2 protein-coding genes are annotated in these 15385 nt (G+C 72.9%); both read left to right on the forward strand.

Annotation, left to right across the window (positions count from 1 at the left end; translation table 11 throughout):
• Positions 1-41: 41 nt before the first annotated feature.
• Entirely contained in the window at positions 42-5018 is a 4977-nt protein-coding gene (locus ACIBNE_RS13990; RefSeq protein WP_399271533.1) for a type I polyketide synthase, read from the forward strand.
• 29 nt (positions 5019-5047) lie between these two features.
• Positions 5048-15379, forward strand: coding sequence for a type I polyketide synthase (locus ACIBNE_RS13995; protein ID WP_399271532.1), 10332 nt, complete (start codon positions 5048-5050; stop codon positions 15377-15379).
• The last annotated feature ends 6 nt before the right edge of the window (positions 15380-15385 follow it).

Here is a 15385-nt window from a genome sequence, read left to right on the forward strand (position 1 = left end):
ACCCACGGCCTCCCGTCCCACGGCCTTCGAGGAGCTGACGAGTGATGGAGAACGAAGCGAAGCTTCGCGACTACCTCAACCGGACGACCGCCAACCTGCGCGTGGCCCGTCAGCGCCTGGAAGAGCTCCAGGAGAAGGAGCACGAGCCGATCGCCGTCGTCGCGATGGGCTGCCGCTTCCCCGGCGGCGTACGGACCCCCGAGGACCTGTGGGACCTCGTCGCCGGAGGCCGGGACGCGGTCGCGCCGTTCCCCGCCGACCGGGGCTGGGACCTGGACTCGCTCTACGACCCGGACCCCGACCGCAAGGGCAGGACCTACGTTCGCGAGGGCGGGTTCCTCGACGACGTCGACCGGTTCGACGCCCCGTTCTTCGGCATATCGCCGCGCGAGGCGCTGTCGATGAACCCCCAGCAGCGGCTGCTCCTCGAAGTCGCCTGGGAGACCCTGGAGCGCGCCGGGGTCGCCCCCGCCTCGCTGCGCGGCTCGCGGACCGGGGTGTTCGTCGGGGCCACCGACTTCGACTACGGCACCAATGTCTCCGAGCTGCCCGAAGGGCTCGAAGGGCAGATGTCGCTGGGCGCGTCCGGCGCGATCCTGTCCGGCCGCGTCGCGTACACCCTCGGCCTGGAGGGCCCGGCCCTCACGGTCGACACCGCGTGCTCGTCGTCGCTGGTCGCCCTGCACCTGGCCTGCCAGTCGCTGCGCAAGGGCGAGTCGTCGATGGCGCTGACCGGCGGGACCACGGTGACGGCCACCCCCACCGGCTACATCGAGTACAGCCGCCAGCGCGCCCTGTCCCCGACGGCCCGCTGCCGGGCGTTCTCCGAGACGGCGGACGGCACCGTGTGGGCGGAGGGCGTGGGCGTACTGCTCCTGGAACGCCTCTCGGACGCGCGGCGGGCCGGGCATCCGGTGCTCGCGGTCGTACGGGGCAGTGCGATCAACCAGGACGGTGCCAGCAACGGCCTGACCGCGCCGAACGGGCCCGCGCAGCAGCGGGTGATCCGCGCGGCGCTGGCCAACGCCCGGCTGAAGCCCGAACAGGTCGACGCGGTGGAGGCGCACGGCACCGGCACGACGCTGGGCGACCCCATCGAGGCGGGCGCACTGCTCGCCACGTACGGCAGGGACAGGTCCGATGACCGGCCCCTGTGGCTGGGCTCCCTGAAGTCCAACATCGGCCACTCGGCGGCGGCTTCGGGCGTGGCGGGCGTGATCAAGATGGTGATGGCGATGCGGCAGGGCGCCCTGCCGCGCACCCTCCACGTCGACCAGCCGTCGCGGAAGATCGACTGGGCAGCCGGTGGCGTACGGCTCCTCACGGAGGAACGGCCCTGGCAGCGGGGCGAGGAGCCCCGGCGGGCGGGCGTCTCCTCCTTCGGCGCGAGCGGCACGAACGCCCACGCGATCATCGAGGAGGCCCCGGCGGAGACCCCGGCAGAAACCCCGGCGGAGACCCGGGCCGATGGGGCGGATCAGATCGGAGCGGATCAGGTCGGGGCCGATCAGGGTGAGGCCGCCGTCGCGCCGCTGGGCTCGGGCGTGGTGGTGCCGTGGGTGGTGTCGGCACGGTCCGCGACCGCGCTGCGCGCGCAGGCGGAGCGGCTGGCCGAACACGTGGCGGCGGAGCGGGAGTTGTCGCCGCTGGACGTGGGCTTCTCGCTGCTGTCGTCGCGGGCGTTGTTCGAGCACCGGGGCGTGGTCCTGGCCGGGGACACGGCCACGGGTCTCGCCGCGCTGGCCGCAGACGTACCCGGGGACGGTGTGATCAGCGGGATCGCGGGAACGGTCGGCGGCCGGGTCTTCGTCTTCCCCGGCCAGGGCTCGCAATGGGCAGGCATGGCCGTCGAACTCCTCGACTCCTCCCCGGTGTTCGCACAGCGCATCACCGAGTGCGAACAAGCCCTGGCCCCGTTCACGGACTGGACCCTGACCGACGTGCTGCGCGAAGCGGAAGGAGCACCGTCACTGGAACGCGTCGACGTCGTCCAGCCCGCCCTCTTCGCCGTCATGGTCTCGCTCTCCGCCCTATGGGCATCAATCGACGTAACCCCCGACGCCGTAGTCGGCCACTCCCAGGGCGAAATCGCCGCCGCCTGCGTGGCGGGAGCACTGTCCCTGGAGGACGCGGCGCGGGTCGTCGCCCTGCGCAGCCAGGCGATACGGGCCCTGTCCGGCGACGGCGGCATGATGTCCGTGTCCCTGCCCCAGGACCAGCTCACCGAACGCATGAAGCCCTGGGGCGAACGCATCTCACTCGCCGCCGTCAACGGCCCCACCTCCACCGTCGTAGCCGGTGAACCCCAAGCCCTGCGCGAGCTGCACGCCTCCTGCGAGGCGGACGGCATCCGCGCGAAGATCATCCCCGTCGACTACGCCTCACACTCCTTCCACGTCGAACGCATCCGCGAAGAACTGCTGGAGCTGCTGGCACCCATCACGCCCCGCTCCTGCGAAACGGTCTTCTACTCGACGGTCACCGGCGAACCCATCGACACCTCCACCCTCAACGCCGAGTACTGGTACACCAACCTGCGCCAGACCGTCCAACTGGAGCCGGTCACCCGCCTCCTGGCCAACGACGGCTTCACCGCGTTCATCGAGATGAGCCCGCACCCCGTCCTGACCATGGCCCTCCAGGAAACCCTCGACACCACAGACACCGAAGCCATCGTCGGCGGCACACTCCGCCGCAACGAAGGCGGCCCCACCCGCTTCCTCACCTCCGCCGCCGAACTCTTCGTACGCGGACTCCACATCAACTGGCTCACACTCATCACCCCACACGACCGACACCGGATCGACCTCCCCACCTACGCCTTCGACCGCCGCCGCTACTGGCTGGAGCCGACCCCGGCCACCGCAGGCACGGCGGCGGGCACCGACCCCGTGGAGGCCGCGTTCTGGCAGGCGGTCGAGCGCGAGGACCTGGAATCCCTGGTCACCGCCCTCGGCCTGGAAGGCCCCGACTCCCTGGAGTCCCTCCTCCCCTCCCTCGCCTCCTGGCGCCGCCGCAGCCGCGAACAAGCCCTCACCGACTCCTGGCGCTACCGCGTCACCTGGAAGCCCCTCACCGACCCAGCCACGACCGTCCCCACAGGCCAGTGGACCGCCGTCATCCCCGCAGGCACCACCGAAGCCCACCACGTCATCGACGCCCTGCGCACACAAGGCATGAACCTCCTGACCGTCGAGGTCAAAGCGGCGGACGCGGGGCGCGAGACCCTCGCCGCGCACCTGCGCGAAGCCCTCGACGGCGCCACTCCCGCCGGAGTCGTCTCCCTCCTCGGCCTGGCCGAAGGCGCCCACCCCGGCTGCCCCGACCTGCCGACCGGGCTCGGCCTCACCCTGACCCTGATCCAGGCACTGGGCGACGCCGGCATCGACGCCCCCCTCTGGCTCGCCACCCGGGGCGCCGTCACCACGGCCCCCGCGGGCAGCGCGGGCGTCGACCGGCCGGTGGACCCCGCCCAGGCCGCCGTGTGGGGGCTGGGGCGGGTCGCCGCCCTCGAACACCCGCAGCGCTGGGGCGGCATGATCGACCTGCCCGGGACCTTGGACCACCGCGCCGCCGCGCTGCTGTGCGCCGCGCTGACCGGCCTCGACGCCGAGGACCAGCTCGCCGTGCGCGGCACCGGGATCCTCGTCCGCAGGCTGGTCCGCTCGTCCCTGGCCGCCGCCGACCCCGTCCCGGCCTGGACGCCCAGGGGCACGGTCCTGCTCACCGGCGGCACGGGCGGCATCGGCAGCCAGACCGCCAGGTGGCTGGCCGGGCGCGGCGCCGAGCACCTGGTGCTCACCAGCCGCAGCGGCCCCGAAGCCCCCGGCGCGCGGGAGCTGGAGGCCGAACTCACCGCGCTCGGCGCCCGCGTCACCATCGCCGCCTGCGACGTGACCGACCGGGACGAACTGGCCGCGCTGGTGCGGCAGGTGGAGGCCGACGGCTCGCGGATCCGCACGGTGATGCACATCGCGGGCGCCGGCGTGCTCGTGCCGCTCGCGGACACCAGCCTCCAGGAGTTCTCCGACACCGCCCACGCGAAGATCGTGGGCGCGGCCAACCTGGACGCGGTCTTCGACCGCACCGAGCTGGACGCCTTCGTGCTGTTCTCCTCGATCTCCGCGGTGTGGGGGAGCGGCGAACACGGCGCGTACGCGGCGGCCAACGCGTACCTCGACGGGCTCGCCGAGCGGCGCAGGGCCCGCGGCCGTGCCGCCACCTCCGTCGTCTGGGGCATCTGGAGCCCCGAGGAGGGCGGCGGCATGGCCGCCAACCTCGCCGAGGAGCAACTGCGCGGCCGGGGCATCCCCTTCATGGCGCCGAGGTCGGCCATCGAGGCGTTCCAGCGGGTCATGGACCACGACGAGGGCGTGGTGGTCGTCGCGGACGTCGACTGGGACCGGTTCGTGCCGGTCTTCACCTCGGCGCGGCCCAGCCCGCTGCTCGGCGGCGTGCCCGAGGTGGCCGGGATCCTGGCCGCCGAAGCCGCGCCCGCCGAGGTCGCGGACGACTCCTCCGTACGCCCGCGGCTGACCGGCCTGCCACCGGAGAAGCGCCGGGCCGCCGTCTCCGAGCTGGTGTGCGCGCAGATCGCCGCGGTGCTCGGCTACCCCGGTCCTTCGGCCGTCGACGAGGCCCGGCCCTTCCGCGAGCTGGGCTTCGACTCGCTGAGCGCCGTCGACCTGCGCAACCGGCTGAGCGCCGCGACCGGGCTGCGCCTGCCCGTCACGGTGGTCTTCGACTATCCGCGGGCCCGTGCGCTGGCCGAGCACATCGAGGCCGCGCTCTTCCCCGACCAGGGTTCAACGGCCCCGACCGACCCCGCGGAGGCCGAGGTCAGGGAGCTGATCGCGGCCATTCCGCTGCCGCGTCTCCAAGAGTCCGGACTGCTCGAAGAGTTGCGCAGGCTGGCGCGGACGCCCGACGGCGAACCGGCCCCCGCGCACGACGACCCCGAGGACGGCATCGACGACATGGACGTCGACGGGCTGATCCGCATGGCGTACGACAAATGACCTCCCGACAGAGCCAGACGGAGCCCAAGATGACTAGCGCCGATGAAAAACTCGTGGGAGCGCTGCGCGAGTCCCTGAAGGAGACCGAGCGGCTCCGGCGGACCAACCAGCAGCTCACCGCGGCCTCCCGGGAGCCGATCGGCATCGTCGCCATGAGCTGCCGCTACCCGGGGGTCGACTCCCCCGAGGAGCTGTGGCGGCTGCTCGCGGCGGAGCGGGACTCCATCTCCGGGCTACCGGTCAACCGGGGCTGGGACCTGGACGGCCTCTACGACCCCGACCCCGACCGGCAGGGGACGACCTACGCGACCGAGGGCGGCTTCCTGCACGACGCCGACCGCTTCGACCCGGCGTTCTTCGGCATCTCGCCGCGCGAGGCCGCCGCCATGGACCCGCAGCAGCGGCTGCTCCTCGAAACCTCCTGGGAGGCCTTCGAGCGGGCGGGCGTCGACCCGTCGGGCCTGCACGGCGACAAGGTCGGCCTCTTCGTCGGCGCGGCCTACCAGGGCTGGGGCATCGACTACCAGAACGTCCCCGACGGCACGCAGGGCCACCTGGTCACCGGCATGTCGACCAGCGTCATCTCCGGCCGCGTCTCCTACACGCTCGGCCTGGAGGGCCCGGCCGTCACGGTCGACACCGCGTGCTCGTCGTCGCTGGTCGCCCTGCACCTCGCCGTGCAGTCGCTGCGCCAGGGCGACTGCACGATGGCCGTGGTCGGCGGTACGGCGATCATGGCGGACCCGCTCGGCCTGGTGGGCTTCAGCCGCCAGCGCGGCCTGGCGCGGGACGGCCGCTGCAAGGCGTTCGGCGAGGGCGCCGACGGCATGGGCCTGGGAGAGGGCGTGGGCGTGCTGCTCCTGGAGCGGCTGTCGGACGCGCGGCGGGCCGGGCATCCGGTGCTCGCGGTCGTACGGGGCAGTGCGATCAACCAGGACGGCGCCAGCAACGGGCTCAGCGCGCCGAACGGCCCCGCGCAGCAGCGGGTGATCCGCGCGGCGCTGGCCAACGCCCGGCTGAAGCCCGAGCAGGTCGACGCGGTGGAGGCGCACGGCACGGGCACGTCACTGGGCGACCCGATCGAGGCGGGCGCCCTGCTGGCGACCTACGGCCAGGGGCGGACCGAGGACCGGCCGCTGTGGCTGGGCTCGGTCAAGTCCAACATCGGGCACGCCCAGGCGGCTTCGGGCGTGGCGGGCGTGATCAAGATGGTGATGGCGATGCGGCAGGGCGTCCTGCCGCGCACCCTGCACGCCGACGAGCCTTCCACGAAGATCGACTGGGCGGCCGGGCGGGTACGGCTGCTGACCGAGGCGCGGCCGTGGCCGCACGGCGAGGAACCCCGGCGGGCCGGGGTGTCCTCCTTCGGCGTCAGCGGCACCAACGCCCACATCGTCCTGGAACAGGCCCCGCAGGAGGAGCAGGCCACCGCGAGGACCGGGAAGCCTGGGGAGCACGGGAAGCCTGGGGAGCCCGGGGGGAACGGTGAGACCGGGCGGAGCGGTGAGGGCCTGGCGCCGATCGTGGGCGCGGGCGTGGTGCCGCTGGTGGTGTCGGGGCGCAGTGCCGGATCCCTGCGGGGTCAGGCGGAGCGTCTGGGCACGCTGCTGGCGGACCGAGAGCGCGCGGGGCACGGTACGGGCCTGGGGGAGGTCGGCTTCTCGCTGCTGTCGTCGCGGGCGTTGTTCGAGCACCGCGGGGTGGTCCTGGCCGGAGACACGGCCACGGGTCTCGCCGCGCTGGCGGGCGGTACGCCTGAGGACGGTGTGATCAGCGGAGTCGCGGGAACGGTCGGCGGCCGGGTCTTCGTCTTCCCCGGCCAGGGCTCCCAATGGGCCGGCATGGCCGTCGAACTCCTCAACTCTTCACCCGTGTTCGCACAGCGCATCGCCGAGTGCGAGCGGGCCCTGGCCCCGTTCACGGACTGGTCGCTGACGGACGTGCTGCGCGAAGCGGAAGGTGCGCCGTCGCTGGAACGCGTCGACGTCGTCCAGCCCGCCCTCTTCGCCGTCATGGTCTCGCTCTCCGCCCTATGGGCATCAATCGACGTAACCCCCGACGCCGTAGTCGGCCACTCCCAGGGCGAGATCGCCGCCGCCTGCGTGGCGGGCGCGCTGTCCCTGGAGGACGCGGCGCGGGTCGTCGCCCTGCGCAGCCAGGCGATACGGGCCCTGTCCGGCGACGGCGGCATGATGTCCGTGTCCCTGCCCCAGGACCAGCTCACCGAACGCATGAAGCCCTGGGGCGAACGCATCTCACTCGCCGCCGTCAACGGCCCCACCTCCACCGTCGTAGCCGGTGAACCCCAAGCCCTCCGCGAACTCCTGACCTCCTGCGAGGCGGACGGCATCCGCGCGAAGATCATCCCCGTCGACTACGCCTCACACTCCTTCCACGTCGAGCGCATCCGCGAAGAACTGCTGGACGTACTGGCTCCGATCGCGCCGCGTTCGACGGACGTGCCGTTCTACTCGACGGTGACGGGCGCGCCGGTGGACACCGCGCTCCTGGACGCCGAGTACTGGTACACCAACCTGCGCCAGACCGTCCAACTGGAGCCGGTCACCCGCCTCCTGGCCAACGACGGCTTCACCGCGTTCATCGAGATGAGCCCGCACCCCGTCCTGACCATGGCCCTCCAGGAAACCCTCGACACCACAGACACCGAAGCCATCGTCGGCGGCACACTCCGCCGCAACGAAGGCGGCCCCACCCGCTTCCTCACCTCCGCCGCCGAACTCTTCGTACGCGGACTCCACATCAACTGGCTCACACTCATCACCCCACACGACCGACACCGGATCGACCTCCCCACCTACGCCTTCGACCGCCGCCGCTACTGGCTGGAGTCGGAATCCAGAGCAACGGCCGCAGTGGGCGCGGATCCGGTGGAGGCCGCGTTCTGGGAGGCCGTGGAGCGCGAGGACCTGGAGTCGCTGGTCACCGCCCTCGGCCTGGAAGGCCCCGACTCCCTGGAGTCCCTCCTCCCCTCCCTCGCATCCTGGCGCCGCCGCAGCCGCGAACAAGCCCTCACCGACTCCTGGCGCTACCGCGTCACCTGGAAGGCGCTGGCCGATCCCGCCACGGCCGTCCCCACAGGCCAGTGGACCGCCGTCATCCCCGCGGGCACCGCCGAAGCCCACCACGTCATCGACGCCCTGCGCACACAAGGCATGAACCTCCTGACCGTGGAGGTCGAGGCCACCGACCGGGAAGCCCTCGCCGCGCACCTGCGCGAAGCCCTCGACGGCACCGCCCCCGCCGGAGTCCTTTCCCTCCTTGCCCTGGCCGAAGGCACCCACCCGGACTGCCCCGACCTGCCCGCCGGGCTCGGCCTCACCTTCGCGCTCGTCCAGGCGCTGGGCGACGCCGGCATCGACGCCCCCCTCTGGCTCGCCACCCGGGGCGCCGTCGCGACCGGCAAGCAGGAAGCCGTCGCGCACCCGGTCCAGTCCATGGTCTGGGGCCTGGGCCGGATCGCCGCGCTGGAGTACCCGCAGCGCTGGGGCGGCACGCTCGACCTGCCCGCCGACCTCGACCCCGCCTCCGCGGCGCGGGTGGCCTCGGTGCTGGCGGGCGGGCACGGCGCGGAGAACGAGGTGGCGGTACGCCCCCTCGCGACCTTCGGCCGCCGACTCGTCCGCGCCACCCCGGTCAGCACCACCCCGAACAGCACCACGCCCAACAGCGCCACGCCCAACGGCTCCGAGCGCACCGGCTCCGGGCGCACCGGATGGCAGCCCCAGGGCACCGTGCTGATCACCGGCGGCACCGGCGGCCTCGGCCGTCACGTCGCCCGGTGGCTGGCCAGGGGCGGCGCCGAGCACCTCGTACTCGTCAGCCGCAGCGGCCCCGAGGCCCCCGGCGCGCGGGAGCTGGAGGCCGAACTCACCGGACTCGGCGCCCGCGTCACCATCGCCGCCTGCGACGTCGCCGACCGCGACGAACTGGCCGCGCTGCTCGACCGCCTGGACGCCGCCGACTCCCCCGTACGGTCGGTCTTCCACACGGCCGGTGTCCTGGACGACGGCGTCATCGACACCGTCACCGCGGACCGCGCCCGCACCGTGCTGCGCCCCAAGGCGGGCGCCGCGCTGAACCTGCACGAGCTGACCCGGGACCGGGACCTGACCGCCTTCGTGCTGTTCTCCTCGTTCGCGGGCACGCTGGGCGGGCCCGGCCAGGGCAGTTACGCGGCGGCGAACACCTTCCTGGACGCCCTGGCGCAGCGGCGCCGCGCCGACGGCCTGGCCGCGACGTCCGTCGCCTGGGGCCCCTGGGCGGGCGGCGGCCTGGTCGACGAGGCGACCGAGGCGCGGCTGCGCGCGAACGGCATGCCCGCGATGGCGCCCGACGCGGCGATCGCCGCGCTCCAGCAGGCCCTCGACCTGGACGACGCGTTCGTGGCCGTGGCCGACGTCGACTGGGAGCGGCTGACGGCGTCCTCGCCCACGGGCCCCACGGCGCCCGTCTTCGCCGAGCTGCCCGAGGTGCGTTCCGTCCTCGGCGCCACCGCCGGAACCGGCACCGCGACCGGCGCGGGCGGCAACGAGTCGGCGCTGGCCCAGCAGTTGGCGGGCCTCTCGGAGAGCGAGGCCGAGCAGGCGCTGGTCGACCTGGTCAGCGCCCAGGTCGCCACCGTACTCGGCTACGCGGGAGCGGAGTCCGTCGAGCCGGGCCGCGCGTTCCGCGAGCTGGGCTTCGACTCGCTGACCGCCGTCGACCTGCGCAACCGGCTGAGCGCCGCGACCGGCATGCGACTACCGGTCACCCTGGTCTTCGACTATCCGTCGGTGACCGCACTGGCCCGGCACCTGCGCGCCGAACTGATCGGCACCGCACCCGCCGCGCCCTCGCCCGCGTCGTCAGCGGCGCCCGTGGACGACGACCCGATCGCGATCATCGCGATGAGCTGCCGCCTCCCCGGAGGCGTGACCAGCCCCGAGGCACTGTGGAAGCTGATCGACGAGGGCGTGGACGCGGTCTCCGGCTTCCCCACCGACCGGGGCTGGGACGTCGAGGGCCGCTACGACCCCGACCCCGACAAGCCGGGCACCTTCTACGCACGCGGCGGCGGATTCCTCTACGACGCCGACCACTTCGACCCGACGTTCTTCGGCATCTCGCCGCGCGAGGCCCTGGCCATCGACCCGCAGCACCGGCTGCTCCTCGAAACGTCCTGGGAATCCTTCGAACGGGCCGGAATCACCCCGGCTTCGATGAAGGGTACGGACGCGGGCGTGTTCATCGGCGCCAGCTACAACGACTACGGCTCCCGCTTCCAGCAGGCTCCCGAAGAGTTCGAGGGCTACCTCGCGACGGGCAGCGCCAGCAGCGTCGCCTCCGGCCGCATCTCCTACACCTTCGGCTTGCAGGGCCCCTCGCTGACCGTGGACACGGCCTGCTCGTCCTCGCTGCTCGCCCTGCACCTGGCCGCGCAGTCGCTGCGCCGGGGCGAGTGCTCGATGGCGCTGGCCGGCGGTGTGGTCGTGATGTCCACCATGGACAGCTTCATCGAGTTCAGCCGACAGCGGGCCATGGCTCCCGACGGCCGTTGCAAGGCGTTCTCCGAGCAGGCGGACGGCGCCGGATGGGCCGAGGGCGCCGGAATGGTGCTGCTGGAGCGGCTGTCTGACGCGCGACGCAACGGCCACCGGGTGCTCGCCGTGGTCCGCGGCTCCGCCGTCAACCAGGACGGCGCGAGCAACGGCCTGACCGCCCCCAACGGACCCGCGCAGCAGCGCGTCATCCGGACGGCGCTCGCCTCCGCCGGGCTCTCGCCCGCGGACGTGGACGCGGTGGAGGCGCACGGCACCGGCACCCCGCTCGGCGACCCGATCGAGGCGGGCGCGCTGCTGGCCACGTACGGCCAACAGCGTTCCGGTGAGCGCCCGTTGTGGCTGGGTGCACTGAAGTCCAACATCGGCCACACCCAGGCCGCATCCGGCGTGGCCGGTGTGATCAAGATGGTCATGGCGATAGGCGAGGGCGTACTGCCCCGAACCCTTCACGCCGACGAGCGTTCCGAAAAGATCGACTGGTCGGCGGGCGCGGTCGAGCTGCTGACCGAGTCCCGCCCCTGGCCGGAAACGGGCGCCCCGCGCCGGGCAGGAGTGTCGGCCTTCGGCGTCAGCGGTACGAACGTCCACCTGATCCTGGAACAGGCACCGGAGCTGGTGTCACAGGAGGCGCCGAACACGGATCCCGTGGCATCGGTGGTGCCGTGGGTACTGTCGGGCAAGACCCCGGCGGCACTGCGGGCACAGGCGGAGCAACTGGCCGAGTACGTCGCGGCGGCACCGGAGCTGTCCCCGGCGGACGTGGGTTTCTCCCTCGCAACGAGCCGTACGGCCTTCGAGTACAGGGCGGCGGTGACCGGCCGGGACCGCGAAGAGCTTCTGAGCGGGCTGCGGGCGCTGGCCGAGGAGGACGGGACGCGTACTGTGTCCGGCCGGACGGCGTTCCTGTTCACCGGGCAGGGCGCACAACGCGCAGGCATGGGCCGCGAGTTGTACGAAGCCTTCCCGGTGTTCGCGTCCGCCTTCGACGAGGTGTGCGCGGTCCTGGACGGGCATCTCGACCGTCCGCTGCGGGAACTGGTCTTCGCCGAGGACTCCGGCGAAGTGCTGCAAGGCACCGGGTACGCACAGGTGGCCCTGTTCGCGATCGAAGTCGCGCTGCACAGGCTCGTCGAGTCCTGGGGCGTACGGGCGGACTACCTGGCCGGACACTCAGTGGGCGAACTCACCGCCGCGTACATCGCCGACCTCTGGTCCCTCGAAGACGCCTGCACCCTCGTCGCCGCACGCGGCCGCCTGATGCAGGCACTGCCCACCGGCGGAGCAATGATCTCCGTGGTCGCCTCCGAAGACGACGTACGACCCTTCCTGAACGAGAAGGTCTCGATCGCGGCCCTCAACGGCCCCAACGCCACCGTCCTCTCAGGCGACGAAGACGCCGTACTGGAAGCCGTGACCGCAGGCGGCTGGAAGTCGACACGGCTGAAGGTCAGCCACGCCTTCCACTCTCCACTCATGGACCCCATGCTCGAAGAGTTCCGGCAGATAGCCCAAGGACTCACCTTCAACGAGCCCCGCACAGCACTGATCTCCAACGTCACCGGTGACATCGCCCCACCCGAGCTGATCAGCACCCCCGACTACTGGGTCCACCACGTCCGCGAAGCCGTCCGCTTCCACCACGGCCTCACCACCCTCGAAGCAAACAGCGTCACCCGCTTCATCGAACTCGGCCCCGCCGGAGTCCTCACCGCCCTCGGCCAAACCACCCTCCACAACGCCGAATTCATCCCCGTACTCCGCAAGAACAAGCCCGACGAAGAAGCAGCCGTCACAGCCCTCGCCCACATCCACACCACCGGCCTGGACATCGACTGGACCACCTTCTTCACAGGCCACCACGCCCACCGCGTCGACCTCCCCACCTACCCCTTCCAGTACGACCGCTACTGGCTCGACGCACCCACCACCACCGGCGACGTCACCTCCGCCGGACTCACCACCGCCAGTCACCCACTCCTGGGCGCCGCCCTCCCCCTCGCCGAAACCGACACCCTCGTCCTCACCGGCCGACTCTCCACCCAGTCGCACCCCTGGCTCACCGACCACGCCGTCTCCGGCACCGTCCTCTTCCCCGGCACCGCCTTCCTCGAACTGGCCATGCAAGCCGCCGACCACACAGGCTGCGACCACGTCGAAGAACTCACCCTCGAAGCACCCCTGATCCTCCCCGAACGCGGCGCCGTCGCCCTCCAGATCACCGTGGAGCCACCGCAGACCAACGGCACCCGCACCATCAGCGTCCACTCCCGCCCCGAGAACACCCACCCCGACCAGCCCTGGACCCGCCACGCCAGCGGCGCCCTGGGCATCGGGGAGGACGCGACCCCCGAGCCCGACCTGAGCGCATGGCCCCCAGCTGGCGCCGAACCCGTCGAGGTCGGCGACCTCTACGAGCGCTTCGCCGAAGGCGGATTCGGCTACGGCCCCGCCTTCCAAGGCCTGCGCCGCGCCTGGGCCGACGGCGACACGGTGTACGCCGAGATCCGGCTGCCCGACGAGCAGCAGAGCACCGCCGGTGCGTACGGGCTGCACCCCGCCCTCCTCGATGCCGCGCTGCACACCATCGCCCTCAGCCCCGCGCTGCAACTCGGCGGCGGGAAGCTGCCGTTCTCCTGGACGGGCGTCACGCTGCACGGCGCGGGAGCCGACGAGGTGCGGGTACGGCTGACGCCCCTCGGCCCGGACGCGGTGTCGCTGACCCTGTCGGACCCGATCGGCCGCCCGGTGGCGTCCGTCGACTCGCTCGTCCTGCGCGCGCGGCCCGAGCGGCTGGGCGCTTCCGTGACGGACGACTCCCTGTACGTACTGGACTGGGCCGAGCTCGAAGCGGACGCCGACGCGCGGCCGTCCGCCTCCTTCACGGGCTGGGCGCTGCTCGGTGAGGACGGCCTGGGCGTGGTGGCGGGGGAGAAGCTGCGGGCCTACCGCGACCTGGGGGCCCTGGCGGACGCCGCCGACCTGGCGGCGGTGCCGGACGTCGTACTCGTGACCTGCCCGCCGCTGACCGAAGAGATGGAAGAGTCCGAAGAGTCAGTAGGGTCTGAAGAGTTCACCGCGTCGGTGCGCACGGCGCTGGACCGGGTGCTGGGGCTGGTCCAGGGGTGGCTGGCCGACGAGCGGTTCGCCGCGTCGCGGATGGTCTTCCTCACGCGCGGCGCCGTCGCGGCGGGCCCCGACGACCGGGTGGGCGATCCTGCACACGCCGCCGTCTGGGGGCTGGTCCGCTCCGCGCAGTCCGAGAACCCGGACCGGTTCGTCCTGGCCGACATCGGCACGGACGGATCCGTCGGCGCCCTGCCCGCGCTCGACGTACTGCCCGCCCTGCTGCGCGCCCTCGCCGGTGACGAGCCCCAACTGGCGCTGCGCGACGGCTCCGTACGGGCCGCCAGGCTGGCCCTCCTGCCCGCGCGCCCCGATCCCGCCGAGCGGCAGGCCCCCGACTGGGGCACCGGCACGGTGCTGGTGACCGGTGCGACCGGCGCCATCGGCGGGGTGATGGCGCGCCATCTGGTCGCCGAGTGCGGAGTGCGCCACCTGCTGCTGACCAGCCGCCGGGGCGCGGAGGCCGAGGGCGCCAAGGAGCTGTGCGAGCAGCTCACCGAGCTCGGCGCCGACGTCACGCTCGCCGCCTGCGACGCCGCCGACCGCGAGGCCCTGGCCGCGCTCCTGGCCGGCATCGACCCGGCGCACCCGCTCACCGCGGTAGTCCACACCGCGGGCGTCCTGGACGACGGCGTCGTCGGCTCGCTGACCTCCGAACGGGTCGACCGGGTGCTGCGCCCCAAGGTGGACGCGGCGGTCAACCTGCACGAGCTGACCCGCGGCCTGGGACTCTCGGCCCTGGTGCTGTTCTCCTCCATCGCGGGCACGTTCGGCGGCATGGGCCAGGCCAACTACGCGGCGGCCAACGCGTTCCTCGACGCCTACGCCACCCGCTGCCGCGCCGACGGCTTCCCCGTCCAGTCGATGGCGTGGGGCCTGTGGGAGCAGCGCAGCGAGATGACCGGGAAACTGGGCGAGGCGGACCTCTCGCGGCTGGCGCGCGGCGGCATCGTCGCGTTCTCCTCCGCCGAGGGCGCCGCGCTGTTCGACGCGGCGCGGGCGCTGGACGCTCCGGTGGTGCTGCCGATGCGGCTGGACGCGGCGGCCCAGGCCGGTGGCCCCGGGCCCGTACCGCCGCTGCTCCGCGGCCTGGTCAAGGCGCCCGTCAGGGCGGCGGCCAGGCGCGCCGCGGCCCGTGGCGGCGCCGCCGACGCGGCCGACGGGCTGCTGCCGCGGCTCGCGGGGCTGCCGGAGGCCGAGCGGCACCGGCTGCTGCTCGACCTGGTCAGGACCCAGGTGACGACCGTGCTCGGGTTCACCGGCAAGGAGGCGGTCGACGTCGACCGGGGGCTGCTGGAGCTGGGCTTCGACTCGCTCACCGCGGTCGAGCTGCGCAACCGCCTCAACACCGCCACCGGGCTGCGGCTGCCCGCCACCCTGCTCTTCGACTATCCGACGACGGCCGCGATAGCGGAACACCTCGCGGAGTCGGTCGCCCCGGCCGAGCCCGCGGCCGTCCCGCTCGCCTTCCCCGAACTCGACCGCCTGGAGCAGGACCTGGCCAGGGTGGCCGCGGACGAGACGGCCAGGACGCGGCTCGCGGGCCGCCTCCAGGACCTCCTGTCGAAGCTGGGCCACGCCCAGGACCCGGCGGGCGACATCGCGACGGCCGGCCTCGATTCGGCGTCCGACGACGAGATCTTCAACTTCATCGAAAACGAACTCGGCCTTTCCTGAAGAAAG

The organism is Streptomyces sp. NPDC050504, assembly GCF_044458065.1.
Taxonomy (GTDB): Bacteria; Actinomycetota; Actinomycetes; order Streptomycetales; family Streptomycetaceae; genus Streptomyces.